At 38.0% G+C, this 26,906-nt stretch carries 28 protein-coding genes, 1 tRNA gene and 1 other RNA gene; 16 read left to right on the top strand and 14 right to left on the bottom strand.

Features of this window, described 5'->3' with window-relative positions:
* Nucleotides 1–26: 26 nt before the first annotated feature.
* From hisS to yaaA, 5 genes are all read left to right on the top strand, one after another.
* Nucleotides 27–1,307 (top strand): histidine--tRNA ligase, encoded by a 1,281-nt coding sequence (gene hisS, locus BSR19_RS10165; protein WP_156247064.1) that lies wholly within the window; start codon nt 27–29, stop codon nt 1,305–1,307.
* A gap of 7 nt (nt 1,308–1,314) precedes the next feature.
* Nucleotides 1,315–1,737 carry a hypothetical protein gene (locus tag BSR19_RS10160; protein WP_002892121.1) on the top strand — a complete coding sequence of 141 codons (423 nt, stop codon included), beginning with the start codon at nt 1,315–1,317 and terminating at the stop codon, nt 1,735–1,737.
* Nucleotides 1,738–1,846: 109 nt separating this feature from the next.
* Entirely contained in the window at nt 1,847–3,598 is a 1,752-nt protein-coding gene (gene aspS, locus BSR19_RS10155; RefSeq protein ID WP_060973094.1) for an aspartate--tRNA ligase, read from the top strand.
* Complete coding sequence (locus BSR19_RS10150) at nt 3,591–4,532, top strand: YitT family protein (protein WP_002892117.1); 942 nt, start codon at nt 3,591–3,593, stop codon at nt 4,530–4,532. Before aspS ends, BSR19_RS10150 begins: the two co-directional genes overlap by 8 nt.
* Nucleotides 4,533–4,618: 86 nt before the next feature.
* Complete coding sequence (gene yaaA, locus BSR19_RS10145; RefSeq protein ID WP_060973093.1) at nt 4,619–5,350, top strand: peroxide stress protein YaaA; 732 nt, start codon at nt 4,619–4,621, stop codon at nt 5,348–5,350.
* 31 nt (nt 5,351–5,381) lie between these two features.
* Here yaaA and nrdG read toward each other — a convergent pair whose 3' ends face one another.
* The 9 genes from nrdG to rpmB form a co-directional block, all read right to left on the bottom strand.
* Nucleotides 5,382–5,987: an anaerobic ribonucleoside-triphosphate reductase activating protein gene (nrdG, locus tag BSR19_RS10140; RefSeq protein WP_060973092.1), complete on the bottom strand. Its 606-nt coding sequence runs from the start codon at nt 5,985–5,987 to the stop codon at nt 5,382–5,384.
* 4 nt (nt 5,988–5,991) lie between these two features.
* The gene (locus BSR19_RS10135; protein WP_060973091.1) at nt 5,992–6,492 is read right to left on the bottom strand and encodes a GNAT family N-acetyltransferase; all 501 of its coding nucleotides are present in this window, start codon (nt 6,490–6,492) and stop codon (nt 5,992–5,994) included.
* Nucleotide 6,493: 1 nt separating this feature from the next.
* Nucleotides 6,494–6,625, bottom strand: coding sequence for a hypothetical protein (locus tag BSR19_RS11825; RefSeq protein ID WP_002885877.1), 132 nt, complete (start codon nt 6,623–6,625; stop codon nt 6,494–6,496).
* A gap of 89 nt (nt 6,626–6,714) precedes the next feature.
* Nucleotides 6,715–8,919, bottom strand: a complete 2,205-nt coding sequence (nrdD, locus tag BSR19_RS10125) for an anaerobic ribonucleoside-triphosphate reductase (protein ID WP_156247063.1) — start codon at nt 8,917–8,919, stop codon at nt 6,715–6,717.
* Between the two features lie 98 nt (nt 8,920–9,017).
* Nucleotides 9,018–10,664, bottom strand: coding sequence for a hypothetical protein (locus tag BSR19_RS10120; RefSeq protein ID WP_002892107.1), 1,647 nt, complete (start codon nt 10,662–10,664; stop codon nt 9,018–9,020).
* Nucleotides 10,665–10,874: 210 nt separating this feature from the next.
* Nucleotides 10,875–11,180, bottom strand: a complete 306-nt coding sequence (locus BSR19_RS10115) for a DUF1292 domain-containing protein (RefSeq protein WP_002887079.1) — start codon at nt 11,178–11,180, stop codon at nt 10,875–10,877.
* 107 nt (nt 11,181–11,287) lie between these two features.
* On the bottom strand, nt 11,288–11,707 hold the full coding sequence (gene ruvX, locus BSR19_RS10110) for a Holliday junction resolvase RuvX (protein WP_002887078.1): 420 nt from the start codon (nt 11,705–11,707) through the stop codon (nt 11,288–11,290).
* On the bottom strand, nt 11,707–11,973 hold the full coding sequence (locus BSR19_RS10105; protein ID WP_002885737.1) for an IreB family regulatory phosphoprotein: 267 nt from the start codon (nt 11,971–11,973) through the stop codon (nt 11,707–11,709). The genes ruvX and BSR19_RS10105 overlap by 1 nt, the downstream gene beginning before the upstream one ends.
* Before the next feature lie 126 nt (nt 11,974–12,099).
* Complete coding sequence (rpmB, locus tag BSR19_RS10100) at nt 12,100–12,288, bottom strand: 50S ribosomal protein L28 (protein WP_002885786.1); 189 nt, start codon at nt 12,286–12,288, stop codon at nt 12,100–12,102.
* Nucleotides 12,289–12,457: 169 nt separating this feature from the next.
* Here rpmB and BSR19_RS10095 point away from each other — a divergent pair, with 169 nt between their 5' ends.
* The 3 genes from BSR19_RS10095 (at nt 12,458) to BSR19_RS10085 (ending at nt 14,081) form a co-directional block, all read left to right on the top strand.
* Nucleotides 12,458–13,726: a replication-associated recombination protein A gene (locus tag BSR19_RS10095; protein ID WP_107372413.1), complete on the top strand. Its 1,269-nt coding sequence runs from the start codon at nt 12,458–12,460 to the stop codon at nt 13,724–13,726.
* 86 nt (nt 13,727–13,812) lie between these two features.
* Nucleotides 13,813–14,008, top strand: a non-coding RNA gene (gene ssrS / locus BSR19_RS10090) — 6S RNA.
* Nucleotides 14,009–14,081: transfer RNA gene (locus tag BSR19_RS10085), tRNA-Lys, on the top strand. It begins immediately after the preceding RNA gene.
* Between the two features lie 86 nt (nt 14,082–14,167).
* Here the strand turns inward: BSR19_RS10085 and BSR19_RS10080 are convergent.
* Genes BSR19_RS10080 through BSR19_RS11885 form a run of 4 tightly spaced genes read right to left on the bottom strand, consistent with a single transcriptional unit; the run spans nt 14,168 to nt 16,714 of the window.
* Nucleotides 14,168–15,307: a site-specific integrase gene (locus BSR19_RS10080; RefSeq protein WP_156247062.1), complete on the bottom strand. Its 1,140-nt coding sequence runs from the start codon at nt 15,305–15,307 to the stop codon at nt 14,168–14,170.
* 1 nt (nt 15,308) lies between these two features.
* Nucleotides 15,309–15,497 carry a DUF3173 domain-containing protein gene (locus BSR19_RS10075; RefSeq protein ID WP_002903611.1) on the bottom strand — a complete coding sequence of 63 codons (189 nt, stop codon included), beginning with the start codon at nt 15,495–15,497 and terminating at the stop codon, nt 15,309–15,311.
* Nucleotides 15,498–15,508: 11 nt separating this feature from the next.
* Nucleotides 15,509–16,486 (bottom strand): replication initiation protein, encoded by a 978-nt coding sequence (locus BSR19_RS10070; protein WP_156247061.1) that lies wholly within the window; start codon nt 16,484–16,486, stop codon nt 15,509–15,511.
* A 45-nt stretch (nt 16,487–16,531) separates the two neighbouring features.
* The gene (locus BSR19_RS11885; protein WP_156247060.1) at nt 16,532–16,714 is read right to left on the bottom strand and encodes a hypothetical protein; all 183 of its coding nucleotides are present in this window, start codon (nt 16,712–16,714) and stop codon (nt 16,532–16,534) included.
* A 208-nt stretch (nt 16,715–16,922) separates the two neighbouring features.
* Here BSR19_RS11885 and BSR19_RS10060 point away from each other — a divergent pair, with 208 nt between their 5' ends.
* Entirely contained in the window at nt 16,923–17,432 is a 510-nt protein-coding gene (locus BSR19_RS10060; protein ID WP_003014221.1) for a helix-turn-helix domain-containing protein, read from the top strand.
* Between the two features lie 315 nt (nt 17,433–17,747).
* Nucleotides 17,748–18,758 carry a YeiH family protein gene (locus BSR19_RS10055; RefSeq protein WP_003009857.1) on the top strand — a complete coding sequence of 337 codons (1,011 nt, stop codon included), beginning with the start codon at nt 17,748–17,750 and terminating at the stop codon, nt 18,756–18,758.
* Between the two features lie 177 nt (nt 18,759–18,935).
* Here the strand turns inward: BSR19_RS10055 and BSR19_RS10050 are convergent.
* A protein-coding gene (locus BSR19_RS10050) for an IS3 family transposase (protein WP_156247097.1) occupies nt 18,936–20,284 on the bottom strand; the annotation gives its coding sequence in 2 pieces (ribosomal slippage) (nt 18,936–19,834 and nt 19,834–20,284; 1,350 coding nt in all).
* Between the two features lie 534 nt (nt 20,285–20,818).
* Between BSR19_RS10050 and BSR19_RS10045 the strand changes: the two genes are divergently transcribed.
* From BSR19_RS10045 to ruvB, 6 genes are all read left to right on the top strand, one after another.
* Complete coding sequence (locus BSR19_RS10045) at nt 20,819–21,325, top strand: DNA topology modulation protein (protein WP_037620457.1); 507 nt, start codon at nt 20,819–20,821, stop codon at nt 21,323–21,325.
* Nucleotides 21,326–21,560: 235 nt separating this feature from the next.
* Complete coding sequence (locus BSR19_RS10040; protein WP_014632520.1) at nt 21,561–22,853, top strand: adenylosuccinate synthase; 1,293 nt, start codon at nt 21,561–21,563, stop codon at nt 22,851–22,853.
* Between the two features lie 275 nt (nt 22,854–23,128).
* Nucleotides 23,129–23,563 (top strand): low molecular weight protein-tyrosine-phosphatase, encoded by a 435-nt coding sequence (locus tag BSR19_RS10035; protein ID WP_084915215.1) that lies wholly within the window; start codon nt 23,129–23,131, stop codon nt 23,561–23,563.
* Nucleotides 23,560–23,970, top strand: coding sequence for an MORN repeat-containing protein (locus tag BSR19_RS10030; protein ID WP_014635145.1), 411 nt, complete (start codon nt 23,560–23,562; stop codon nt 23,968–23,970). Before BSR19_RS10035 ends, BSR19_RS10030 begins: the two co-directional genes overlap by 4 nt.
* Nucleotides 23,967–25,790, top strand: coding sequence for an acyltransferase family protein (locus BSR19_RS10025; protein ID WP_060973086.1), 1,824 nt, complete (start codon nt 23,967–23,969; stop codon nt 25,788–25,790). Before BSR19_RS10030 ends, BSR19_RS10025 begins: the two co-directional genes overlap by 4 nt.
* Nucleotides 25,791–25,870: 80 nt before the next feature.
* Nucleotides 25,871–26,872, top strand: coding sequence for a Holliday junction branch migration DNA helicase RuvB (ruvB, locus tag BSR19_RS10020; RefSeq protein WP_002892095.1), 1,002 nt, complete (start codon nt 25,871–25,873; stop codon nt 26,870–26,872).
* The last annotated feature ends 34 nt before the right edge of the window (nt 26,873–26,906 follow it).

Raw genomic sequence — 26,906 nt, 5'->3', positions numbered from 1 at the left:
GTCTATTTGAGACCTGTATCATTATTATGAAGCTTCAAAAACCTAAGGGAACGCAGGATATTTTACCTGCTGATAGTGCTAAATGGCAGTACGTAGAAAATGTTGCACGTGAAACATTTAAGAAATACAATTATGGTGAAATTCGTACACCTATGTTTGAACATTACGAGGTCATTTCACGTTCAGTAGGTGATACAACTGACATCGTTACTAAGGAAATGTACGATTTTCATGATAAGGGAGACCGTCATATCACACTTCGTCCAGAAGGAACAGCACCGGTTGTACGCTCTTATGTAGAAAATAAACTCTTTGCGCCAGAGGTTCAAAAACCCGTTAAAGTTTATTATATTGGATCAATGTTTCGTTATGAACGTCCTCAAGCAGGACGCTTGCGTGAGTTCCACCAACTTGGTGTAGAGTGCTTTGGATCAAAAAATCCAGCCACAGATGTTGAAACCATTGCTATGGTCTACCAACTCTTTAATACGCTTGGCATCAAGGAAGTTATCCTTCATTTGAATAGCCTTGGAAATACTGAGAGTCGTCTGGCTTATCGTCAGGCCTTGATTGACTACTTGATACCAATGCGTGATACTTTATCAAAAGATAGTCAACGCCGTTTGGATGAAAATCCTTTGCGAGTACTCGATTCAAAAGAAAAAGAAGATAAGGTTGCAGTTGAAAATGCACCCTCTATTCTTGATTATTTAGATGACGAAAGTCAAGCGCACTTTGACGAAGTGCGTGCCATGCTCGATAGTCTTAACATTCCTTATGTGATTGATACTAATATGGTACGTGGTCTTGATTACTATAACCACACGATTTTTGAATTTATTACCACTATTGATAATTCTGAATTGACAATCTGTGCGGGCGGTCGTTACGATAGTTTGGTTGAATACTTCGGTGGTCCAGAAACAGCTGGTTTTGGTTTTGGACTTGGTTTAGAACGCTTGCTTTTGGTTCTTGATAAACAAGGTATTGAACTTCCGGTGGAAGAAAGTCTAGATGTTTACATTGCAGTACTTGGTTCAGGTGCTAATGGTAAAGCTCTTGAGTTAGTTCAAGCTATCCGCTATCAAGGATTTAAAGCTGAACGTGATTACCTTGGACGGAAGATTAAGGCACAATTCAAGTCAGCAGATACCTTCAAGGCCAAGACTGTTATCACATTAGGTGAGAGTGAAGTGGAGTCAGGTCAAGTTAATGTCAAAAATAATTCTACTCGTGAGGAAGTTACTGTAAGTTTCGAAGAGCTAACTAAGAACTTTGCAGCAGTCCTCAAACAGTTAGAAAAGTAGGGGGCATATGATTAGTATAGTTGATATGCTCAAACGGAGTGAAAAGTTTAGTTTGGCTTTTGATCGTAGTATGCCTATTCGTTTCCAACAACAGTTTTGGCAGTTGATTGCTTTTCTTGATAAGCATGAAATTACTTGGTTTAATGATGAGCCTGCAAGTGATCATGCGATGTGTCAGCAATTACTTGGTCAAGTTTGGCGTCAAGATTGTCAAGATGTAGTCTTGAGTTTTGAAACTCAGGAACGTTATTTGGGATGGCAGGTAGACGAGGAAACTGATGAACTTAGTGTTATCATTGAAGATGTTTACGGTTTCCGCTGGAATAGTTTACTTGACTTAGAAACAGCTGATTATCGTTTTGAAGATTTTGAAGAGTTTGCTGAAGATTACGTGGATACTAGTGATTTGTTGAAACAATTTGGCAAATAGTTTGATAAAAAAGAAAGTCTATTAAAATTCTAACCTGAAATGGGTGGGGTTTTGATGGGCTTTTTGCTATAATAGTTAAGACTAAAAAATTAACGAAAGAAGTGTATTTATGGAACGTTCTATGTATGCCGGACGTGTTCGTAGTGAACACATCGGAACTACTATTACTTTGAAAGGTTGGGTATCTCGCCGTCGTAACCTTGGAGGTTTGATTTTCATCGATCTTCGTGACCGTGAAGGTTTGATGCAGTTGGTTGTTAACCCTGAGAATGCGGATGCAACTGTGGTTGAAACAGCTGAGAGCTTGCGTAGCGAATTTGTTATTGAAGTAACAGGAACTGTTGAAGCGCGTGAACAAGCTAATGATAACTTGCCTACAGGTGCTGTCGAACTTAAAGTTGAAGACCTTAAAATCCTTAATACTGCCAAAACAACACCATTTGAAATCAAAGATGGTGTTGAGGCTAGTGATGATACACGTATGCGTTACCGCTACTTGGATCTTCGTCGTCCAGAGATGTTGGAAAACTTTAAGCTCCGTGCAAAGGTAACTCACGCCATCCGTAATTATCTTGATGACTTGGAATTTATCGATGTTGAAACACCAATGTTGACAAAATCTACACCAGAAGGTGCTCGTGATTACTTGGTTCCAAGCCGTGTTAGCCAAGGCCACTTTTATGCTCTTCCGCAAAGTCCCCAAATCACTAAACAATTATTAATGAATGCTGGTTTTGACCGTTATTATCAAATTGTTAAGTGTTTCCGTGATGAAGATTTGCGTGGAGATCGTCAACCTGAGTTTACACAAGTTGACTTGGAAACCTCATTCCTTAATGAGCAAGAAATCCAAGATATTACTGAAGGGTTGATTGCTAAAGTCATGAAAGAAACTAAAGGTATTGAAGTTACACTACCATTTCCACGTATGTCTTATGATGATGCCATGAATAACTATGGTTCTGACAAGCCAGATACACGCTTTGACATGCTTTTACAAGACTTGACAGAGGTTGTCAAGGGGGTAGACTTCAAAGTGTTTGCTGAGGCACCAGCTGTTAAGGCAATTGTTGTCAAAGGAAATGCAGACAAATACTCACGTAAAAGCATTGACAAGTTGACAGAGTTTGCCAAACAATTTGGCGCTAAAGGTCTTGCTTGGGTTAAGATGACTGACGGAGCTCTAGCTGGTCCAGTTGCTAAATTCTTGACAAGTATTGAAGAAAAGTTGACAGATGCTTTACACCTTGAAGAGAATGATCTAGTTCTTTTTGTAGCAGATACTCTTGAAATCGCTAATAACACACTTGGTGCTTTGCGTAATCAGATTGCTAAAGAACTTGACATGATTGACAATACTAAGTTCAACTTCCTTTGGGTTGTCGATTGGCCAATGTTTGAGTGGTCTGAAGAAGAAGGACGCTATATGTCTGCTCACCACCCATTTACTTTGCCAACAGAAGATTCTGTAGCAGAGCTTGAAGGTGATCTTTCCAAGGTTCGTGCTGTGGCTTATGATATTGTCTTGAATGGTTATGAGCTTGGTGGGGGTAGTCTACGTATCAATCATAAAGACCTACAGGAACGTATGTTGAAAGCCCTTGGCTTCTCTGAAGAATCAGCCTACGAGCAATTTGGATTCCTTCTTGAAGCTATGGACTATGGTTTCCCACCACATGGTGGTTTGGCTATCGGTCTTGACCGTTTTGTTATGCTTCTTGCAGGTAAAGATAATATCCGTGAAGTGATTGCCTTCCCTAAAAATAATAAAGCATCAGATCCTATGACTCAGGCTCCAAGTCTTGTGGCTGATAAACAGTTGGAAGAACTTGCCCTTCATGTAGATTTAGAAAATGAATAAAGCACCTCTTCATAAACATGTTAAATTTGTAGCGAAAAAGTCTGCGAAGAGAATGGGCGTTTTGCAGGCTGTTCGTAGTATTTCCCGTGAAAAGTATACTGAAAAAGTCTCAGCGTCTTTACTTTATGGGCTCTTATCGTCAATCGCCGTTAATTTCTTTTTTCAACCTGGACATGTTTACTCCAGTGGAGCGACAGGTTTGGCACAGGTTTTATCGGCATTGAGTGTTAGAACTTTGGGCTTTGAGATACCAGTATCATTGACTTTCTACGCGATTAATATCCCTCTCTTGATTTTGGCTTGGTATAAGATTGGCCATAAATTTACTATCTTTACCTTCATTACAGTAACGATGAGTTCCCTTTTTATTCAGGTGATGCCACATGTAACCTTGACAGAGGATCCTTTGATCAATGCTATCTTTGGTGGTTTGGTCATGGGAACAGGGATTGGTTTCGGTTTAAAATCTCGTATCTCTAGCGGAGGGACGGATATCGTTAGCCTCACTATTCGTAAGAAAACAGGCCGTGATGTTGGTAATATCTCCTTGATTGTCAATGGGATTATCATGGTTTTTGCGGGCATTCTTTTTGGTTGGAAATACGCTCTCTATTCAATGGTTACGATTTTTGTTTCTAGTCGAGTAACGGATGCGATTTTCACTAAACAAAAGAAAATGCAGGCTATGATTGTTACAAGTAATCCAGATCCAGTTGTACGAATGATCCAGAAGAAACTCCACCGTGGAGTAACGTTGATTAATGATGCGGAAGGAACATATAATCACGAAAAGAAAGCCGTATTATTGGCGATTATTACGCGTGAAGAGTATACTGACTTCAAGCATTATATGAGAAAAGCAGACCCTAAAGCTTTTGTCTCCATTGCAGAAAATGTACATATTCTAGGTCGTTTTGTTGATTTAGATGACTAACAAAAAAAGAAAGTTGACGAACGTTAGCTTCTTTTTTGTTGGATAGAATTCTTGACGAAATGCTTGCTTGACTTTACAATATCAGTATGATTAGATTTTTAATTCCAACCGCAAAAGAAATGAAGGCCAGTAAGGAAGTTCCGTCTCAAAAATTATCTGAAAAGAGTGCGGCTATCCTAACTGAAATGGCAAAATTATCCACAGATGAATTGTCCACAGCTTATAAAATAAAGCCTGAGCAGGCTGAGAAAGAGAAGCAGCGCTGGGCTGCGATTTTGTCTGGAGAAGCGAAGAACTATCCGGCTGTCGAGCTTTTTAATGGACTGATGTATCGTCACATCAAACGTAGTGACTTATCCACATATGAAAAAGATTTCTTAGGCCAACAAGTATTCATCACATCTTCCTTTTATGGGATTATTCCCGCTTTTTATCCGATTCAAGAACATCGTCATGATTTTCATACGAAGATCAAGGTTAATGGTCAGTCCTTAAAAAACTATTGGCGTGCTGAATATGACCAATTTCTAGAGGAGAGTCAAGCTCCAGTTGTTTCTTTACTTTCAAGTGAATTTGAGGATGTTTTTAGTCCAACTCTTCGTAAGCAGTTATTCACGGTTAGCTTTATGGAAGACCGCAATGGGGTTCTTAAGACTCACTCTACGATCTCCAAAAAGGCAAGAGGGGCTTTTTTGACAGCTGTTATGGAGGAGAATTGTCAAACGATTAATGCTTTACGAAAATTGTCTTTTGATGATTTTAACTATCGTGAGGATTTATCCTCTAACAATGAGCTAGTTTTTGTTAAAATCGTCTAAAAAAGTCTGAGTTATCAACTCAGACTTTTTCTTATAGCATATCTTTACGATCAACTTGTTCATAGTTAGTTTGACCGTCATTTAGTTTGTCCCAAATAACGACTGCTCCTTGATCAAGAGATTTTTTGACATCAATAATACGTTGATTAGATGATCCTCGAAACTGGAGCATAAGATTCTTTTTAGTGATGTCAAAGCGGCCGTCAACGAGAATATCAACGAGTTGAAGAAGTTCTAGTTTATCAGGGGTTTCAAGCATCAACTCCTCCCAAGTATACCCAGTCCAAGACCAGATATCTTTTTCCGGGAGTTCCTTACGAATGCGTTTGACTAAGGGAATGAGAATTCCTGTGTTTAGGAAGGGTTCACCACCAAGTAGCGTGAGACCTTGTACGTAAGGTTGAGCTAGATCCCTCATGATTTGTTCTTCAAGTTCTTTAGTATAGGGAATTCCTGCCTTAAAGGACCAAGTGGCAGCGTTATAGCATCCCTCGCAATGAAACATGCAACCAGAGACGTAAAGGGAGTTACGTACGCCTTCACCATCAACGAAATTAAAAGCTTTGTAGTCAATAATGCGTCCTAGGCTAAGCTCTTCAGACTTCCATTCCTGTGGTTTTGGTGTATTCCATGTCATGATTCTACTCCAAATCTATCCAATAGCGCTCAGTTTCATGGCGAATGTCCTCCAACTGACCACCGTTGGCTAATATAACAGCTCGGCTAGCAGGATTCTTGATACTACAAGTGACCAGAACACGATGAATATTCTTTTCTTTAGCTATTTGTAAGCCTTGACGGAGAGATTCTTTCGCATAACCCTTTCCTCGTTCGGATGGACGGATAGAGTAGCCGATATGGCCCCCTTTTTCTAGTAAGTAGTCATTTAATCGGAGACGAAGGTTGAGAAAGCCAAGAGCCTGGCCTGCTTCGTCAAAACTAACTAGCTGGATAGCAGGAACCCAGTTTTCAGGAATATTGAGTCCCGCTTCCGCTTGAAGATTTTCTTCTAGCCACTCTTCATAAACAAAATTGTAGGCGTTCCAAAATCCACCATCATGAGCAGCTTGCTCCCTTTCAAATTCAGCCATCATCTCTAAGATAGCTTCTTTATCTGTTTGACTTGGACGGCGTAAAATCATATTACTTCTTCTTTCCAGCTTTTTTCAAAAGGGCTTGGACACGTGCTTTTTTATCATTTTTGACGGTTGCATTTTTTTCGTGGTAACGTTCCACTTGTTGCATACCTTTATAATCTAATTGATATTTTCCCATAATATTCCTTTCTAAAAATGAAATAAGCAAAGCAGTTGGAAGGTATCATCCAGCTGCTTCTAGTTTATTATAATGTATTCTAGGTCGTATTAAAGGTGTTTACCTTCATATTTTATGGTTGAACCGTTCATGTGTTTGACTCGAGCTGAGATTTCTTTGTGGCGTCCTTTAACCATTGGGCGTGCCTGTGGATTTCCTAGATAACCGCAAGTACGTTTGACAACATCAACTGTTTTAGGATCTGTGTTGCCACAGTTAGGACACATGAATCCACGTTCTGTTGGGGTGAAGTCCCCTTCAAAGTCACACTTGTAGCATTTATCTATTGGAGTATTCGTTCCAAGATAACCGACACGGTCATAAGCAAAGTCCCAGACAGCTTCGAGTGCTTTAGGGTTTTGCTGGAGGACTGGATATTCACAATAATGGATGAATCCACCAGTTGCGCCAGCTTCTGGGTAAGCTTTTTCGAATTCTAATTTTTCAAATGGTGTTGGATTTTTACGAACATCGTAGTGGAAAGAGTTGGTGTAATATTCTTTATCTGTGATATCAGTCACGACACCGAATTTTTCGGTATCCAAACGACAGAAGCGATCAGTCAAACTTTCTGATGGTGTTGAATAAACAGAGAAATGATAATCATATTCGTCAGACCAACCTTCACAAGCATTTTTCATAGCTTTTACGATATTTAAAGTAAATGCCTTGGCTTCTAGATTTGTCTCCCAGTCACTACCATAAAAAACAGATGCTACTTCATAAAGCCCAATATAACCAAGTGATACGGTTGCACGGCGATGTTTGAAGAGTTGATCTACATTGTCGAATTTACCTAGACGTTGGCCAAAGGCCCCATACTGATAAAGTATAGGCGCATTAGCAGGTGTAGCTTCTTTGACACGTTCAACTCGATAGACGAGTGCATCTTTGGCAATTCCCATTCTTTCTTCAAAAATTTCCCAAAATTTATCTTGGTCTCCCTTAGATTCTAGGGCAATTCGAGGAAGATTAAGGGTTACAACCCCCAGATTCATTCGTCCAGAATTAACTTCAACACCATTTTCATCCTTCCACCCCTGTAGGAAGGAACGACATCCCATAGGAGCCTTGAAGGAACCCGTCAATTCAATGACTTTGTCATATGATAGGACATCCGGGTACATACGCTTTGTTGCACATTCAAGAGCTAGTTGCTTAATATCGTAGTTAGGTGAGCTAGGCTCTAAGTTAAGTCCACGTTTTAAGGTAAAAATCAGTTTAGGGAAAATAGCTGTACGGTGTTCGGAGCCAAGTCCTAAAATACGAACTTGTAGGATAGCCTTTTGGATTTCACGCTCAAACCAGCTTGTTCCCAAACCGAAACCTAGAGAGGTAAAGGGAGTCTGTCCATTTGAAGTGAAAAGCGTATTAATCTCATATTCAAGAGATTGCATAGCATCGTAGATATCTTTACGCGTTTTGGCGCGTGCATAATCTTCACGTTTTTCTTCAGCTACCCACTCTTTAGCATCAGCTAAGTGTTTTTTGTAGTTAAGTTCTGCGTAAGGAGCTAAAAACTCATCGATTCGGTCTGCAGTACATCCACCATATTGACTAGAGGCAACATTTGCGATGATTTGTGAAATTTGTGCTGTTGCAGTTTGAATGGATTTAGGACTCTCAACTTCAGCGTTACCAATTTTAAAACCATTTGCCAACATGCCTTTGAAGTCAATCAAACAACAGTTGGTCATAGGTGTGTAGGGGCTGTAGTCTAAATCGTGGAAATGGATATCTCCTTTTTGATGAGCATTTGCCACGTGTGGAGGAAGCATCTTAAGTCCTACAGACTTTCCGACAATTCCTGCGGTTAGATCACGTTGTGTATTGTAAAGGTCGCTATCTTTATTAGCATTTTCATGAACAACAGCTTGATCTTTATTAACAAGTTTACTGATGGTGAAATTGATGTCAGTAGCCTGAGAACGCTCAAAATCACGTTTGGTACGATAGTTAATATATTCTTGAGCGATAGCATATTCGTTAGCTTCGAGTAACTCATGCTCTACAATGCTTTGGATTTCATATATTTTGATATTTTGAGTGAAGCGGTCATTAATTTCAGCAACAATACGGTTGGCAATTCCCTCCAATTTTGCTTCAATTAAGGGTGTGATAGGTGTAATAGCTTCACTCGCTTTGAGAATAGCTTCATATATTTTACTTGAATCAAAGACAACCATACGACCATCACGTTTGATGACTTTGATATCAGGGTTGATTGTAACCATTTCTTTTTCTAATGTAATCATCTAAAAATCACCTCGTTACTAATTATAGCACTAGGCAAAAAAAAATCAATATATTGTGGTATATTTTTATCTCAACCACTATATATTGATTTTTTGACCTATTTTAGGACGTAAACAGTGTATCGTTCAACGCCTTTTACAGGGGCTTTTTTATAGTTTTTTGAAAGTGTAGATTTAACATCAGAAGGTAGTTGTGTATCCTGTTGGACAACGATATATTGTGCTGAATCTTGGATAATAGTATCTGAGAGAGCTTTCTGATGACTAGATTTAGCTGTGTTAAGTTCTGGAAGAACAAATTGTGAGGCTGCTTTACGACCGCTTTCCAAATAAATTTTTGCTGAGGAATCATAAACGTAGATAGTTTCATCTTTTTTGGTATTTTTAGCGAGGTAATTTGCAACAGTACTACGTTCAGTATTATTCCCTAAATTAAATAGGAACATAATGATTGGCATCGCAAAAGCGAATGCAAAGACTGCAATAGGTAAGAAGTAATTACGACTAAGGAAGATACCAAAAACTTTAAGTGTGTGAATTTGGTTACCATTACGACGTCGGTGAGAAGTTCGCTCTGCTCTCTTTTTAATAGCATCATCTAAAGAAAGTGCTGTTAAGACTAGACCATAAGGTACGATATTGAGCATACTGTAAAGTCCAAAGCTTTGAGAGAACAAGCTGTAAACCACTGTAAAGATAAAACTAAGGAGCAGTACCCACTTGATGCTCTTATCTTTAGCCTCGCCAAGAAGGTGGTTGCTTGTAGTAAGTGCACCAATAAGTAACCCAGAGCCTAAAACAGCAAAGCTTTGATAGGCTAATGTAAGTAGAAAGTCATTTTTTTCTACAGCGAGTTGTGTAAAGTTGTAAACCAAAACTTGGTTAATGTAGTCCGATGTAATTTGTAAATTAAGGATAAAGTAAAGACATAGATACAATACTAGAATATTACCAAAAACAATACAAAGAACTTGATAAAAACCACGAGCAAAGTGTTTGTTGACAAGGTTGTAAACGAATATTGTCACAAGTGACAATATCCAGAAAATAAGAGTTCGAGCTTCAAAGAGGGCCCCGGCAGTTCCAGCAAAGCCGTAAAGAATAAAGGCTTCGTCACGACTATGACCCGCAAAGTAACGAGTTAAGAAGAAGATTGCACCTAGGACAAAAGGCATAGCAAATTGGATAGGGTAAAGCCCACCAAAACCAAGTGTTCCATTAGTGACATAGAAAATAATACTAATTAGAGTGGCAATTTCCTTCTTACTTGTCATGTGCATGACAGTCTTGTAAAGGTAACTACCAGAAAGATAGTAGGCGAGGAATTGTATAGGAATTAGCCAAAGCGTTGATCCTAAACGGAAAGCCAGAGAAACCAGGAGGTAATAAAAGAATCCACCTGTCGCAAAAAAGTCAGAGTAAGGTAAGCTACCATTGGCAAACATTTTTGCAATATAAAGGTTTTGAGACTGTATATTATTGGCAAAGTCTGTAAAGCAGGGAACTGATATACTAAAAATACTTAAGATCAAACTGAAAATCAGGATATGACCTTTATGCTTCCATGGAAGTGAGATCTTAGTTTTTTTCTCTATTTGAGAAGAATCTGATTCTTCGTTATGTCCTTGAATTGTCACTTCAATCTTTTCGGATTGACTATCTTGTGTATGAGATCGATGGTGGCTTCGATGATAACCTTGGTAGCCACTTGAATCTACAGTATTGTCTTCGTTGTATGGACTCACAATTAAACTCCTTTGTTGACATTTGGAAAGTTATAAATAGAAGGGTCTTGCCTCCTAATTGTCTTATTTAAAGTATATCAGATAATACCATTTAGTCAATTTTCCTCTAATTTCTTACATTTAATAAAAAATATCTAAAAAAGAGACTGAGATACAATATCCCAATCTCTTTTTAACAAGCCATTTCTTTGCCTATGGCATTGAATATTTTTAGTTTTCGTCGATAAAGCTATTGAAAACTTCTTCGATCATATCCCATTCAGCATCTGAATCTTCAGGGATTGGTTGAAGGTCGCCTTCAGTACCGTCTTCATTTTCAGTGAATGAGTATGCTTGTATTTCGATTTCTCCATTAGCATCTTCTTCAGCACCAGCTGGTACTAAAAGAACATAGTTTTTACCAAATTCTTCGCGTCCATCAATAGTCAACAAGATTTCAAAAAGTGTTTCATTTCCTTGTTCGTCTACTAAAGTGATGACTTCATGATCATGGTTGTGGTCGTGATTGTGTGACATATTGTTCTCCTTTTTGAAGAGAGCGCTGAATAGTGAGGAAAATCTAGTATATTTGCTTGTCAGTTTACTAGATTGTCACTTGACTATTAGGTCTCTATTACACTTTCTTAAAACATTCGATCGAGGTAGTTTTGTAGAATAAGTTGGGCAGCTAATTTATCAATAACTTTTTTACGTTTACCACGGCTGACATCTGCTTGTTCAACTAACATACGCTCGGCTTGAACAGTTGTCAAGCGCTCGTCTTGGTAATCTACAGGAATTCCAAAGATTTCCTTGATTTTGTCACCATAGGCTTTGCTTGCCTCAACACGTGGTCCTTCAGTGTTATTCATGTTTTTAGGAAGACCAACAACAAATTTTTCTACCTTATATTCTTTAACAAGCTCGCCTAGTCGGTCGAAACCAAACTCTTCAGCCTCCTCGTCAATTTTGATAATTTCAACGCCTTGGGCTGTAAAACCGAGGGGGTCACTAATCGCAACTCCTACTGTTTTTGAGCCAACATCAAGTCCCATTACTCGCATTAGAGGTCAATTCCATTTCCTTTAAGATAATAGCGAACGAGTTCTTCAACGATTTCATCACGTTCGTATTTACGAATCTGGTTACGGGCGTCATTATAACGCGGAACATAAGCAGGGTCACCGCTCAGAACATAACCGACGATTTGGTTGATAGGATTATAACCTTTCTCAGCCAACGAACGGTAAACATTTGTCAAAGTATTACTGATTTCATCTTTGCTACCGTCGTCTAGGTTGAAACGAACAGTTTCATCTGTAAATCCCATACTGACACCTTCTTTCTATAAGAATTATCTGTTAGTTCTTTATTATAACATAAATATACCCAAAAGGGAAAGACGATAAATAAAAAAAGAGACGACTAAAGTCATCTCTCTTAATATCCAATAAGATTAAACGCGTTCAACTTTACCAGATTTAAGCGCACGAGCTGAAGCCCAAACTTTTTTAGGTTTACCATCAACAAGGATAGTAACTTTTTGAAGGTTAGGTTTAACGGCACGTTTAGTTTTGTTCATAGCGTGTGAACGGTTGTTTCCAGAAACAGTTTTACGTCCTGTAAAGTAACATACTTTAGCCATTTCGTGTTTTCCTCCTAGGTAGAATTTATTACGGATGTGCTAGCACCACATACCAAAACATTCTATCATAAGAATTTAGGTTTGACAAGAACTATTTATAATTTCTTTTTGTAACAAAATAGTATATGCTTATTATAATAAGAAAAAATCAGTTAAAAAAGGAGAGAAGATGCCAGATAATCTTGCTCTACGCATGCGTCCACGTACAATTTCAGAGGTGATTGGTCAGAAGCATCTGGTTGGTGAAGGTAAAATTATTCGCCGTATGGTAGAAGCTAATATGCTATCGTCAATGATTCTCTACGGGCCACCAGGAATCGGGAAGACCTCAATAGCTAGTGCTATTGCAGGAACAACAAAATTTGCTTTTAGAACCTTTAATGCTACAGTTGATAGCAAGAAACGCCTGCAAGAAATTGCGGAAGAGGCTAAATTTTCAGGTGGCTTAGTTCTGCTTCTAGATGAGATTCATCGTTTAGATAAAGCTAAACAAGACTTTTTATTACCACTCTTAGAGAATGGTAATATTATCATGATTGGGGCTACAACGGAGAATCCGTTTTTTTCTGTAACACCAGCCATCCGTAGTCGTGTACAAATATTTGAGTTGGAACCACTCTCTAACGAGGATATTAAGGAAGCTATCCTAGGTGTTTTAGAGGACAAGGAGCGTGGTTTTGACTTTGATGTCCAGTTAGATGATGATGCTCTAGATTTTATTGCTACAGCTACTAATGGTGATTTACGTTCGGCTTATAATTCGTTGGATCTAGCTGTCATGTCGACGCCAGCTTCAGAAGATGGGCTTCGCCATATTACTTTAGATACAGTGGAAAATAGTTTACAACGTAGCTATATCACCATGGATAAAGACGGTGATGGACACTATGATGTGCTCTCTGCTTTGCAAAAATCTATTCGAGGCTCTGATGTTAATGCCAGTCTTCATTATGCAGCGCGTTTGGTTGAAGCAGGAGATCTCCCTAGTCTAGCGCGTCGCTTGACTGTGATTGCATACGAGGATATTGGTTTAGCTAATCCTGATGCGCAAGTTCACACGGTTACAGCTTTGGAAGCTGCACAGAAAGTAGGTTTCCCAGAGGCGCGTATTTTGATAGCCAATGTAGTTGTTGACTTAGCTTTATCTCCTAAGTCGAATTCGGCTTATATGGCTATGGATGCTGCCTTGGCAGACCTTAGAAAATCAGGAAATTTACCGATTCCTCGTCATTTGAGAGATGGGCACTATGCTGGAAGTAAGGAACTGGGCAATGCACAAGATTACAAGTATCCCCATGCTTATCCTGAAAAGTGGGTCAAGCAACAATACCTTCCGGATAAATTAAGAGGTGTGAATTATTTCCACCCCAATGAAACCGGGAAATATGAAAGAGCTCTTGGAGCTAATAAAGACCGAATCGATAAGTTATCTAGATAATGCGAGAGGAATCAACGAAAACGATTGCAAAAAAATAGATTTTTCCTCTTGCAATAATTTTCAAAAGTGGTATTATAAAAACATAGAAATTGCTGTGGTATACGAATCCACATATAAGTGTTGACCGACTAATTTTTGTATTATCGGGAGACAGAGGTCTATTAACAGTGTGCAGGCTGGCTCACCCAGAAGCAACTGAAGTTAGTAGCGAGTCGCCCACCTGCTTTTTTACGTCGCGGGTTCAATACAAACCGTGGATCATCGGTACCAATACAGCATCCAGCCTCCTTAGCTCAGTTGGTAGAGCAGTGGACTCTTAATCCATGGGTCACAGGTTCGAGCCCTGTAGGGGGCATCAAACTTCAACAGTAAAAGCCTTGATAACCAAGGCTTTTTTGCTTGTCTTAAGAGCATTTGCCCCATCGTTTGCCCCACATTTTTTTATGAGCAATCTTTCCAGATATCTCTGATTTGATTAAATTCCTCAAAAATTTTCTCTTCTAAAGTGTGTCCATATACTTCTACCAACATTGAAATATCTCTATGCCCTAGAATTTTTGCAATAACTCCAAGGTCAAACCCTTTGTGCCAGAGGTAGCTTCCATAGGTGTGACGTGCTCCTTTTGTCGTGATAATTGGATAAATGTCCAACTCATTTAAGAGAACACTCAAAGCTTTATTGACACTTGCAATATCTGGTACCAAGTGAATATATCCATAATGCTGAAAAATCATTTTATACCTATTCTTGATTCCTAGCTCTTTATTAGCCTTCTCCTGTTCAATTTTTAGGACTTGTAATATCTTAATGCATTCTTCATCTATCGGTACCATCCGAATAGACGTTTTGTTTTTTGGAGGGACAAATTTATGAGAAAGGGTATTAAACCTCCTATATGTTTTTAGTAGTCCTCTGTCAAAATCAACTTCATTCCAAGTTAACGCTATTAACTCTCCAAACCTCATGCCTGTTTTTAATAGAAAATAGACGATATAAGGAACAATTGAACGTTGGTAATCAAATTTTCTCTTTACTGCTAAAAGTAAATCCAGATAGTCCTTTTCTGTATGTAAATATTTCTCTTCTGTCATCTGTTGTTCTTTGGATGAAAATAACTCGACATGTTGTGTAAAATCATCTATTAGAACTTTGTCTGCAATTGCCATTTGGATGCTCTGATGAATCCCCGTATTCAATCTACCAAGAAAATTTCTCCCAACTGTTTGTCCATACTTATTCATTATTCTTTGGTATTCACTCGCACGAATTTGAGTGACTTTTTTATTTCCAAATAATCTTTCAATTGTGTTTTTACGGAGAAGATATTTTTTCTTTGTCTCTTCCGACCTACTACTCGGTAGAATTTTTAGTTCAAGCCATTCTTGATAGAGATCGACAAGAGAAATATCTCTAGAAATTCTTTTCCCTAAACGAAGTTCTTGCAGAATCGGCTCAGCTTCTGACTCTGCAAGTTTTTTTGTTTTAAAACCGCTATTATGAGCAACAGTTTTTCCTTCGTTACGAATTTCATAGGTCCATAAGTTACTATCTCCTCGCTTTCGATAACGAACACTTGCCATATTACGCCACCTCTGTTCCTAGAATCTCATTTACAACACTTTTTGGAACAACCATCAAACGTTTACGATTATAAAATGTATAACCTCGTGATACAAGTAATTCTCTTGCCTGATGGATAATATCATTTGCAGTGTGAGGGCGATAGCCCATTTCAATTAATTCTTTGTTACTAATTAAATTATGATCCATAGTTATCCTCCTTATTTATTTTCTAAATTCAGAAACTCGCCTACAAGCAGTTGTAATTCTGTATTTAATTTAGGGAGATTATGTATTAATACTTCTTTTAATTCTTCCGCAAATTGGTTCGTTTCTTCTCTCAATAGTTTGCGGACTCTTGTTTTTTTCTTTTTGATGCTATCTGATTTTAAATTTGGAAAAGCCAATGACAACAGTTCAGGATTGTTGAGAAAGATAATTGTAAATGCTCTTTGCTCCACTCGAATATGTTCTAGCTTATAAAATCCGAAATTATCAAGTCGATTCATAATATCTTGGACCATCTCCTCCCCAATCGCTTTGGTTCTGAGTTGGAACTCTAGTCTCCACCAAAACGGATTTACAGCCAAATCTAGCTTCTCTTCTCGCTTGTGAGCAATGATTTCTTTATTCTTATCATATAACCTAACTTGTACATTACTACCGCTAGAACCCCAATATTTCGTCTCTAATTCGCCCCCTCGACCATAGAAGACCTTATGGGTAACACCACCTTTAATATGTTGCAAATTAACGATCTCAGGCCTGTTGAAAATGTCAAATGCCAAATCAAAACGAGACAAACGTACCGTCAATGAATTCAATCTGGCAAAGTACATTAATTGCCTCCATACTTTCATTCCATCAAATTCTTTTAAAGTGTTAGGATTGAAATCAATCCGAATCAATTGTTCACCTCCATAAGTGGATAATTGAAAAAATATAATATTGATTGAATCATACTCATTAAAATCTTTAGCTAAAGTAAAGACATCATCTCGAACATTATCATATATTTCAAATGAATCAACTCTTGTACTTATTGCCTGTTTCAGATTTTTGAAAATCCGCCTTAGGGAACCAGTATCTGTATCCCAGATAACCGTTAGTCTATCAATACTGACATCTAACCTCTGTACTAATTCTCCTATTTCACATCGTTCTTGAATGCTTCTTAAATCTTGTATAGAAACCAACAAAATTGTCCCCCCTTCTTTTAGATTTTTTAGGTCTCAGAAACACCGTCAAATCAACGTTTGTCCGTTCCGTCGTTCTTTGGACGTTGTCCTAAGTGTACCTTTTTGCTGGCTGTTAGAATAGCCAGCTTTTACTTGGCTAGAAATTGTCTGGACGTCAGTCTGCAGGACTTCGCCTGACTTCCCGTCAGGCTCGTCCCTTGTCCTTGTCCACACAATTTCTAGCTCCAAGGCTTCGAATAGTCATAAGTCATAGTCTCGTCCTCAACTTCTTCCTCACTCACTATTCCTAAACAGATGAACTATTTTGTATTATTTATAACTTATTTTTAAGTTATAAATATATTTTATAAAAAATATTTTTGGAAGTCAATTAAAAACTTGATTTGTAAGTTTATAGGTGATAGAATAAGTTTAAAATAAAAAACAGGAGTTCATCATGACCTTTATTATTCAAAATTTTGGACCCAATTTGGCACGACTACGCATAGAAAAAGGAGTGAGTCAAACTCAACTTGCGGAAGATTTAGGAATCGGTAAACAATCCATCTCTGACTACGAAAAACAAAAAAGCTACCCCACCTTTGCAAATTTAGATAAGATAGCAGAATATTTTAATGCAACTCCAACTCAACTTTTTGGAACTAGTAAAGAGATTGAATTAGAAAAGAGTGTTCTTGAATCGAATGAATACTCTGATAAAGTAAGTGAGATCTTAAAGGCTGTCAAATACATCGAACATTTTCTACAAACTGATGGACAGTACTTAGAGGATTTACTTTACCTAACAAGAGGCAACCAACTATACACAGAAGATGGAGATGAGTTGTATATTGATCCAACTTCTCAGAAAAGAACACTCCATAACCAATATGAACCTGGTTTTATTGTAGCAAGAGATAGATCCCCACTAGAACTCTTAATTGAAAATAAGGACCTATTAGATTAAAAAAAGCGAGGATATGTACTGATCCCAAAAGTTAGATTTTTTCTGTCTAACTTTTGGGGTGCAGTACATTTTCAACTCTCTTATTTATTTTCTTATCTCACATAATTACTTCACATATTCAGGCTCATCAAATTCATTTTTTTCAATAACATATGCCACATTTGCATCCTTATTGATCAAAGAACATATATCTATTAAACTACAAAAGCTCTCTGACCGCAAAATTCCGTTAATTTACAACCTTATTCCTACTTTCTATTTTACTTTTCTGACAGATAAGATTATAATAAGAAGTATTTATTTTCGGAGGTTTTTATGTCATTTCTATCAAAAAATTGGGCAGGACTGTTAGTCTGTCTGATCATTTCTATCATCTCTTGGGTTTTAGGAGGCTTTCTGCCTGTTGTGGGAGCACCTGTTTTCGCCATTTTTATCGGAATGATTCTCTACCCCTTTCTCACTCCCTATAAACAACTGGATGCTGGTTTGACTTATAGCTCCAAAAAATTGCTTCAGTATGCTGTTATCTTACTTGGTTTTGGACTCAATATCTCTCAAGTTTTCGCAGTTGGAAAATCTTCCCTTCCTGTCATCCTTTCGACTATTTCTATCGCTTTAATTATTGCTTTCTTTTTCCAACGATTTTTTAACATGGATACAAAGCTAGCTACCTTGATTGGGGTAGGCTCTTCTATCTGTGGCGGTTCTGCCATTGCAGCGACTGCTCCTGTTATTCACGCCAAGGAAAAAGAAGTAGCCCAAGCCATTTCTGTTATCTTTTTCTTCAATGTCTTGGCAGCTCTTATCTTTCCAACTCTAGGTTCTTGGCTCCATCTCTCCAACGAAGGTTTTGCTCTCTTTGCGGGTACTGCGGTCAACGATACTTCCTCTGTAACAGCCACAGCTAGCGCCTGGGATAGTCTGTATCATACCAATACTCTAGAATCTGCAACCATTGTCAAACTGACTCGTACCTTAGCTATTATCCCTATTACTCTCTTCCTCTCCTATTGGCAAAGCCGTCAACAAGACAACAACCAAGGAGTAAAGCTTAAAAAAATCTTCCCCGTTTTCATTCTCTACTTCATCCTAGCTTCTCTGCTAACTACCGTCCTTACTTCTTTTGGTGTTAGCAATAGCTTCTTTTCACCTCTCAAACAGCTCTCCAAATTCCTCATCATCATGGCTATGAGTGCTATTGGTCTCAAAACTAACCTAGTTGCTATGATCAAATCCAGTGGAAAATCCATTCTTCTTGGAGCCCTTTGCTGGATCGCTATCATCCTGACTAGTCTTGGCATGCAATTACTCATCGGTATTTTCTAAGAAAAAAGGGAGCCTAAAGGCTACCTCAGAACGTAGACAAACGTCATTTTTGGCGTTTGTCTTTTTGTATCTTCAAAGATATTTTGTCTTATCATCTACTATTCCATCCAAAAATCTGATTTAAAGCAAAATAAAAAGGGATATTCTGTTCTGACCCCAAAAAGTTAGACAAATAATTTAAGCAAAGGATTTAGTTCTGTATTGTACAGGACTGAGTCCTTTTAGTTTTACCTTAATGCGTTTGTTGTTGTAATAATTAATATAGTCTACAATAGCTTGTTCCAAATGCTCAATTGACTTGAACGTCTTCTCATAACCATAAAACATCTCAGACTTAAGAATGCCAAAGAAGGATTCCATCATGCCGTTGTCTGGACTATTGCCTTTACGTGACATAGATTGTTGGATTCCCTTGTCCTCTAAAAAATGATGATAGAAATCATGTTGATATTGCCATCCCTGGTCACTGTGTAGAATAGTGTTCTCATAGTACTTCTCTGTGAAAGCTTGTTCCAACATCATTTTTACTTGTGCTAAGTTGGGCGAAGTAGAAAGATTGTAGGCGATAATTTCGCTGTTAAAACCATCTAAAACTGGTGATAAATAGAGTTTTTGGCTGCTTGCTGGAATGGCAAACTCTGTCACATCTGTGTAGCACTTTTCCATTGGTTTTGATGCTTCAAACTGGCGTCGAATGAGATTTTCTGCTTTCTTACCAATCTCTCCTTGATATGAAGAGTACTTCCGTTTTTGGCGAATTCGAGCACTTAAACCAAGAGCCTTCATCAGACGTTGCACTTTCTTATGATTTACCACGAAGCCACGATTTCTCAATGCAAGAGTGATGCGACGATAGCCATAATTTCCTTTGTGTTCAGTAAAAATAGCTTGAATTTCAGCTTTGATAGTTTGATTCTTATCCGTTTGATCCAGCTGTTTTAAGTGGTAATAATAGGTCGAACGAGCAAGCCTAATAATCTTTAGAAGAATCTCTAAAGCAAACTCTGTTACCAATTCTAGAACAATTTCCGTTTTTCTTCTTGCTCTTTCTCGTCCTTCAATCGGAGTTCTCTTAACTTTTTTAGAACAGCGTTCTCCGCTCTCAAGTACTCATTTTCTGCTTGAAGTCGCTCTAGTTCTGTCATCTCTTCAGGTTTCTTCTTTGGCTTACGTCCCATTTTAGGCGGTCTCCCTCTTGCTTTCTCAACAATAGTATACCCATTTTTCTTGTATTGTGCTATCCAATTGTTAAGCAAACCTTGATTGGAGAGGCCATAGTCCAGAGAAACACTTTGTTGGGAACAACCTTCAAGCAGAACCTTATTAATCATTTCTCGTTTTAATTTAGGAGAATAGTAACGCTTCTTTCCCTTTTTGACGATGTTTATTCCATAACGGTCAATTAATTTCACCATGTACTTTAGACCAGAAACGTTCACCTCAAATTGATTTGAAAGTCGTTTAAAGCTTTCTCCTTGCTTTCTCAGTTCATATATTTGAACTTTATCTTCATAAGTCAATTTCATAATAAAAACACCCCAAAAGTTAGATTTTTTCTGTCTAACTTTTGGGGTGCAGTTCATTCCCTATCCATTTCGATAATTTTTTCATTAATTTGTTTTTCCATTTTATCCTCCGATTAGTCTCGCACTGATATTTATTGATAACAACACTATATTTCTAGTATAGCATAATCATTAGATATTATAGGTTTTCAAACCAAATGAGAGTCATTCGTTTTTGCCCCACTTTTGCCCCATTTTTAAATCATGACATTGGAAATACCTAAAAGTACTTCCCTAAAATCACTTATATTTCAATATTTTTAATTACTCTCAATATGAAAATCCTTTCCAAATCCATGTAGGGGGCATCTTAATATCGGAAAGAGACTTGCTTATAAGTCTCTTTTTATTTTTCTAAGAAAGAACTCACTTTAAACAGAAATTTACGTGCTTGTTTGTCTAAACGAGAGTTGTTCCCAATGATAATTTCTTCTAAAATATATGCTTTGTGTTATGATAATAGTCAAGAAACAGAAATGAAAAAGGAGACATGAGTTGAAAATTGCAATCATTGGCTATAGCGGCTCTGGAAAGTCGACTTTGGCAAATTTTTTAGGTCAACACTACAATTGTGAGGTTCTTCATTTAGATAAAATTCATTTCACATCAAATTGGCAAGAGCGAACAGTTGATGAAATGACTGGCGATATATCAACATTTATGCTACAAAGTGATTGGATTATTGAAGGGAATTACTCGGCCTGTCTTTATGAAGAACGTATGAGGGAAGCTGACTGTATTGTCTATTTCAACTTTAACAGAGTTAATTGTCTCTATCGGGCGTTTAGGCGTTATTTAACATATAGGGGAAAGACACGTCCTAGCATGGCAGAAGGTTGTAATGAAAAATTTGATTTTGCATTTGTGAAATGGATTTTATTAGACGGACGTTCTAAAAAATATGTAGAGCGATATAATGCAGTTGTTAAAAATTATTCTGACAAGACAATTATTTTAAAGAATCAAAGGCAGTTAAATGATTATATGAAGCAGGTTAAATAGCTGATAGTTGTACATAAGAAGCAAGGTTAAAAAGATATAGTAAATAACTAGTTGCAATCTTAGCTATAACTGTCAGAATATTTTGTAAGAAGCGCTTTCAACGTTGAACAAATAGACTTTTTTCTGCTATAATAAACTGTAACGCAAAACTTGTGGGTGAAATTCCCACCGTGAAGTTTTTCAAGAAAGGTGGGGACAGCCTCGTAAAGGTGGAGCTGTCCGTTATCAAAATAATATGACATCAGTAGTTGTTGTGGGTACCCAGTGGGGTGATGAAGGTAAAGGAAAAATTACAGATTTCCTAAGTCAAGATGCCGAAGTGATCGCACGTTATCAAGGTGGAGACAATGCAGGTCACACGATTGTTATCGATGGTAAGAAATTTAAATTGCACTTGATTCCATCAGGTATTTTCTTCCCAGAGAAAATATCTGTTATCGGGAACGGTGTAGTGGTCAATCCTAAATCACTTGTCAAAGAGTTGGAATATCTTCATGCAGAAGGTGTGTCAACAGAGAGCCTTCGTATTTCTGACCGTGCACACGTTATTTTGCCGTACCATATTAAACTTGATCAACTGCAAGAAGCCGCCAAAGGTGACAATAAGATTGGTACAACTAACAAAGGTATTGGTCCTGCCTATATGGATAAGGCTGCGCGTGTAGGTATCCGTATTGCAGACCTTTTGGACAAAGAAATCTTTGCTGATCGTTTGAAAACGAACTTAGCTGAGAAAAACCGTCTTTTCAGTAAGATGTATGAAGCTGAAGAATTATCATTCGATGAGATTTTTGAAGAATACTACGCTTACGGACAACAAATTAAGCAATATGTCACAGATACATCCGTTATCTTGAATGACGCTCTTGATGCAGGTAAACGTGTCCTCTTTGAAGGAGCTCAAGGGGTTATGCTTGATATTGACCAAGGTACTTACCCATTTGTAACGTCATCAAACCCAGTTGCGGGTGGTGTTACAATCGGTTCTGGTGTTGGTCCATCTAAAATTAATAAGGTAGTCGGTGTATGTAAGGCCTATACGAGTCGTGTTGGTGATGGTCCTTTCCCAACTGAGTTATTTGATGAAGTTGGTGAACGCATCCGTGAAGTTGGTCATGAATATGGAACAACAACAGGACGTCCACGTCGTGTAGGATGGTTTGACTCAGTGGTGATGCGCCATAGTCGTCGTGTATCAGGCATCACAAACCTCAGCTTGAACTGTATCGATGTTCTCTCAGGTCTTGACACTGTAAAAATTTGTGTAGCTTATGACCTTGATGGTGAGCGTATTGATCACTACCCAGCTAGTCTTGAGCAACTGAAACGTTGTAAACCAATCTATGAAGAATTGCCAGGTTGGGAAGAAGACATCACAGGTTGTCGTAGTTTAGATGAGCTTCCTGAAAATGCTCGTAATTATGTTCGTCGTGTTGGTGAATTGGTAGGTGTACGTATCTCTACTTTCTCTGTAGGACCAGGACGTGAACAAACAAACATCCTTGAAAGTGTTTGGTCAAATATCTAAAGCCAACAAAAGGAGAATCTAGGAAACTAGGTTCTCTTTTCTCACGCCTTAAACATATAGATTAATATGAATGTTGCAACTGTTAAAAAAGGTTACTAATTTTTCGATATGATTAGGAAAGAAACCTTTCTATTTGATTAGTTTTTCGGTATAATATGGATTGATTAAATGAAAATTAATGAGAACCTACTTTCATGATTTAAAAGTGTGTTCATAATTTTGACGAAGAAAATAAGTGAGCATATCTCTTAATAGTTTTGGGCAAGAGGTGAATAATGAATAAGATTGTATTTGTTTGTCTGGGGAATATTTGTCGTAGCCCAATGGCAGAATTTGTGATGAAAGAGCTGGACCAAGAAAAGTCTTTGCATATCGAAAGTCGCGCGACATCTTCATGGGAGCATGGAAATCCAGTTCATCAAGGAACCCAAAAGATTTTAAGGAAATATGCTATTTCTTTTGACTCTTACAAGGGCTCACAACAGATTAGTCAGGCCGATTTTGAGTTCTTTGATTTAGTTGTGGGAATGGATGAGTCAAATGTTGAGGATCTTCTACAGATATCTGCAGGGCGTTATGACGATAAAATCAAGCTTTTCAGACCTGGTGGAGTTCCGGACCCATGGTATACAGGTGACTTTGAAGAAACATACAAATTGGTAACTGCAGGTTGTCGAGACTGGTTACAGTGGATTAAGGATAGACAATGAATTTTAAACAACTAAAGGATTTTGATTTTAAAAATATTGATATTGACCGAAATCAATTTGAGCGTATTACAGTAGGGGTTATTATTTTATGCGCCCTGTCCTTGTTTTTGGTGACTATAAAAACGCAACATTCTATCAAGATTGATGGGACTAAGATTGCCTATAAAGGTCAGATGCAGAACCATCGATTGAATGGTCAAGGAACTTTGACCTATGATAATGGTGATACCTATACGGGAGAATTTAAGAATGGTTCCTTTAATGGTCAAGGAACCTTCAAATCTCATGAGGGTTGGATTTATCAAGGAGAGTTCAAGTCTGGTCAAGCCGATGGTCAAGGAAAATTGACTACTGAAAATAAGGTTACCTACAAAGGAAAATTTAAACAGGGGATTTTTAAAGGATGAGAATTAACTGGTTTTCTTATATTCGTGTGACAGGACTTCTTTTGGTTCTGATTTATCATTTCTTCCCAAGTATTCTTCCTGGGGGCTTCATCGGTGTTGATGTCTTCTTTACCTTCTCAGGGTATTTGATTACAGCACTTTTGATTGATGAGGTATCTAGGACGCATCGCATTGATTACCTTGGTTTTATGCGACGACGCTTCTACCGGATAGTACCACCACTTGTGTTGATGGTTCTTATCTGCACCCCTTTGGCACTCTTGGTTCGAAATGATTTTATTGCAGGTATTGGACGTCAAATCACCTCTGTTATCGGTTTTGTAACTAACTATTATGAGATTTTGACCGGGGGAAATTATGAGAACCAGTTTAACCAGCATATTTACCTCCATACATGGAGTCTGGCTATTGAGGTTCACTATTATATTCTTTGGGGTGCCTTGCTTTGGTTCTTAGCTAAGCGTGTTAAACATCAAAATAAATTTAGAAGCCTAGTCTTTATGGTATCTCTTGCCTGCTTTATGGTGAGTTTCCTATCAATGTTTATTAGTGCTTTCTTTGTTGATAGTTTTTCTCGCTTATATTTCTCGTCAATTACGCATGCCTATCCGTTTTTCCTAGGTTCGCTTTTTGCGACACTTTCAGGTGTGTATGAAACGACCGCTAGGTTCAAGAAAAATATACGCCTTTGGACTCTGAAAAAGACAGTCCTTTATATGGTAGGAAGTTTTGCCTTGCTCGTATTGTTGGGCTTAGTTCTCCATTTTGAGGAACGCATTACCTATCTATTTGGTTTTGTTTTAGCTAGTTTGTTCACGGCTGTTATGATTTACTCTGCCCGTGTCCTTCATGAGAAATTGCCTGGAAAATCAGAGCCTGCTCTTATTAGTTATTTGGCAGAGATTAGCTATAGTGTCTATCTTTTTCACTGGCCACTATATATTATCTTTAGTCAATTGACCAATAATATTATTGCAGTCATTCTGACAACGATTCTGTCAATTGTTTTCGCAACACTTTCCTACTATATAATAGAGCCATTTATTGCAGGAAGAAAGGCCAGTCTCTTTGGAATAGATTTAGACTTGACGCCGTACCGACATATTGTGCTTTATGTTTTTAGTGGTCTTACTTTAATTACAGTGCTTATTTCTCTCTTTGCGCCAGCTGTAGGAAACTTCGAGAAAGATTTAGAAGCTAATGGTTTGTCGCAAGCTCAGACTAAGATGAAATTAACGCGTACCAATGCGGAAAACAGTCAGGCTACTTCATTTGGTGTGAATAAGGGAGTGACAGTTTTAGGGGACTCCGTAGCTCTTAGATCAAAAGATCAGCTGGAATCAAGTATTGATAATGTCGCTATAGATGCAGTTGTCAGTCGTAACCTATCAACAATCAATGATTTGCTTAAAGATTACGCGGATAGTAATGCTCTTGCTAAGGATGTTGTCATTGCTGGTGGTGTTAATGAGATTGACGACTATAAAGGCGTTATTAATAAAATCATCAAGAATTTACCTAAGGGTCACCATATTATCTTTGTGACACCATATAATGGTAGTAAATCTGGTAATGAGGCCCAATCTTTGATTCAGTTACGTAAGTATGAGTTAGAGATGGCTAAGAAATACGACTTTGTGACGGTTGCTGACTGGTATCAAGTGGCTAAAGAAAATATTTCTATCTGGAATGGTACAGATGGGGTTCACTTTGGATCTGATAGCGACTCTATTAACCGTGGTGCTAAACTCTATACTAAGACAATTAAAGAAGCTATAGAGAAAGCTGATAAGGCACCAGTTAAGGGTGGTAAGAAATAATCAAAAGAGAAGGCAAGTCTTGTCTTCTTTTTTATGGACAAATTTTGACTGCATTTTTTGTTTTGTGCTAAAATAAGCCTATGGCAAGAATATTAGATAATGATTTACTAGGAGATGAAGAGTATGTTGAGCGTACCCTTCGTCCTCAGTACTTTAAGGAATATATTGGTCAAGATAAGGTTAAGGACCAATTAAAGATTTTTATAGAGGCAGCTAAACTTCGTGATGAAGCATTGGATCATACTCTTTTGTTTGGTCCTCCAGGTTTAGGGAAAACGACCATGGCTTTTGTGATAGCTAATGAGATGGGCGTCAATTTAAAGCAGACGTCTGGGCCAGCAATTGAGAAGGCTGGAGATCTGGTTGCCATACTAAATGACTTGGAGCCAGGTGATATCTTATTTATTGATGAGATTCATCGAATGCCTATGGCAGTGGAAGAAGTACTTTATAGTGCTATGGAAGATTACTACATCGATATCATGATTGGTGCAGGTGAAACAAGTCGTAGTGTTCACCTAGAGTTACCACCGTTCACTTTAGTGGGTGCAACCACACGAGCAGGTATGTTGTCAAATCCATTGAGGGCTCGTTTTGGGATTAATGGTCATATGGAATATTATGAGTTACCAGATTTGAAGGAAATTATAGAACGCACTTCAGAAATCTTTGATATGACTATAACACCTGAGGCTGCCCTAGAGTTAGCACGTCGTAGTCGTGGAACGCCACGTATTGCTAACCGCCTACTTAAGCGTGTGAGAGACTATGCACAAATTATGGGTGATGGCATCATTGATGATAAGATTGCAGACAAGGCGTTGACTATGTTGGATGTGGACCATGAAGGACTAGATTATGTCGACCAAAAAATTCTCCGAACCATGATTGAGATGTATGGTGGTGGACCGGTTGGTCTAGGGACCTTGTCAGTTAATATTGCTGAAGAGCGAGAAACGGTAGAAGATATGTATGAACCCTATCTAATTCAAAAAGGATTTATTATGCGAACACGAACAGGACGTGTTGCAACGGTTAAAGCCTATGAACACATGGGGTACGACTACACTAAAGAAAGTTGATAAAAAATCCATCGAAGGTGGATTTTTTTGTTTA

Origin of the sequence: Streptococcus salivarius, from assembly GCF_009738225.1 — a bacterium.
Taxonomy (GTDB): domain Bacteria; phylum Bacillota; class Bacilli; order Lactobacillales; family Streptococcaceae; genus Streptococcus.
Note: the sequence above shows the minus strand (reverse complement) of the source record. Positions and strands in the feature narration are given on the sequence as shown.

What these genes read in the sequence shown, in the direction of transcription:
- BSR19_RS10095 (WP_107372413.1), top strand. Translation starts at nt 12,458, where the DNA reads ATGCCAGATAATCTTGCTCTACGCATGCGTCCACGTACAATTTCAGAG.
- BSR19_RS10080 (WP_156247062.1), bottom strand. Translation starts at nt 15,307, where the DNA reads ATGGCAAGTGTTCGTTATCGAAAGCGAGGAGATAGTAACTTATGGACC.
- rpmB (WP_002885786.1), bottom strand. Translation starts at nt 12,288, where the DNA reads ATGGCTAAAGTATGTTACTTTACAGGACGTAAAACTGTTTCTGGAAAC.
- BSR19_RS10150 (WP_002892117.1), top strand. Translation starts at nt 3,591, where the DNA reads ATGAATAAAGCACCTCTTCATAAACATGTTAAATTTGTAGCGAAAAAG.
- hisS (WP_156247064.1), top strand. Translation starts at nt 27, where the DNA reads ATGAAGCTTCAAAAACCTAAGGGAACGCAGGATATTTTACCTGCTGAT.
- BSR19_RS10035 (WP_084915215.1), top strand. Translation starts at nt 23,129, where the DNA reads ATGAATAAGATTGTATTTGTTTGTCTGGGGAATATTTGTCGTAGCCCA.
- BSR19_RS10030 (WP_014635145.1), top strand. Translation starts at nt 23,560, where the DNA reads ATGAATTTTAAACAACTAAAGGATTTTGATTTTAAAAATATTGATATT.
- BSR19_RS10075 (WP_002903611.1), bottom strand. Translation starts at nt 15,497, where the DNA reads ATGGATCATAATTTAATTAGTAACAAAGAATTAATTGAAATGGGCTAT.
- BSR19_RS10160 (WP_002892121.1), top strand. Translation starts at nt 1,315, where the DNA reads ATGATTAGTATAGTTGATATGCTCAAACGGAGTGAAAAGTTTAGTTTG.
- BSR19_RS10025 (WP_060973086.1), top strand. Translation starts at nt 23,967, where the DNA reads ATGAGAATTAACTGGTTTTCTTATATTCGTGTGACAGGACTTCTTTTG.
- nrdG (WP_060973092.1), bottom strand. Translation starts at nt 5,987, where the DNA reads ATGACATGGAATACACCAAAACCACAGGAATGGAAGTCTGAAGAGCTT.
- BSR19_RS10055 (WP_003009857.1), top strand. Translation starts at nt 17,748, where the DNA reads ATGTCATTTCTATCAAAAAATTGGGCAGGACTGTTAGTCTGTCTGATC.
- BSR19_RS10135 (WP_060973091.1), bottom strand. Translation starts at nt 6,492, where the DNA reads ATGATTTTACGCCGTCCAAGTCAAACAGATAAAGAAGCTATCTTAGAG.
- nrdD (WP_156247063.1), bottom strand. Translation starts at nt 8,919, where the DNA reads ATGATTACATTAGAAAAAGAAATGGTTACAATCAACCCTGATATCAAA.
- ruvX (WP_002887078.1), bottom strand. Translation starts at nt 11,707, where the DNA reads ATGCGAGTAATGGGACTTGATGTTGGCTCAAAAACAGTAGGAGTTGCG.
- yaaA (WP_060973093.1), top strand. Translation starts at nt 4,619, where the DNA reads ATGATTAGATTTTTAATTCCAACCGCAAAAGAAATGAAGGCCAGTAAG.
- BSR19_RS11825 (WP_002885877.1), bottom strand. Translation starts at nt 6,625, where the DNA reads ATGGGAAAATATCAATTAGATTATAAAGGTATGCAACAAGTGGAACGT.
- aspS (WP_060973094.1), top strand. Translation starts at nt 1,847, where the DNA reads ATGGAACGTTCTATGTATGCCGGACGTGTTCGTAGTGAACACATCGGA.
- BSR19_RS10060 (WP_003014221.1), top strand. Translation starts at nt 16,923, where the DNA reads ATGACCTTTATTATTCAAAATTTTGGACCCAATTTGGCACGACTACGC.
- BSR19_RS10105 (WP_002885737.1), bottom strand. Translation starts at nt 11,973, where the DNA reads ATGGGATTTACAGATGAAACTGTTCGTTTCAACCTAGACGACGGTAGC.
- BSR19_RS10040 (WP_014632520.1), top strand. Translation starts at nt 21,561, where the DNA reads ATGACATCAGTAGTTGTTGTGGGTACCCAGTGGGGTGATGAAGGTAAA.
- ruvB (WP_002892095.1), top strand. Translation starts at nt 25,871, where the DNA reads ATGGCAAGAATATTAGATAATGATTTACTAGGAGATGAAGAGTATGTT.
- BSR19_RS10115 (WP_002887079.1), bottom strand. Translation starts at nt 11,180, where the DNA reads ATGTCACACAATCACGACCACAACCATGATCATGAAGTCATCACTTTA.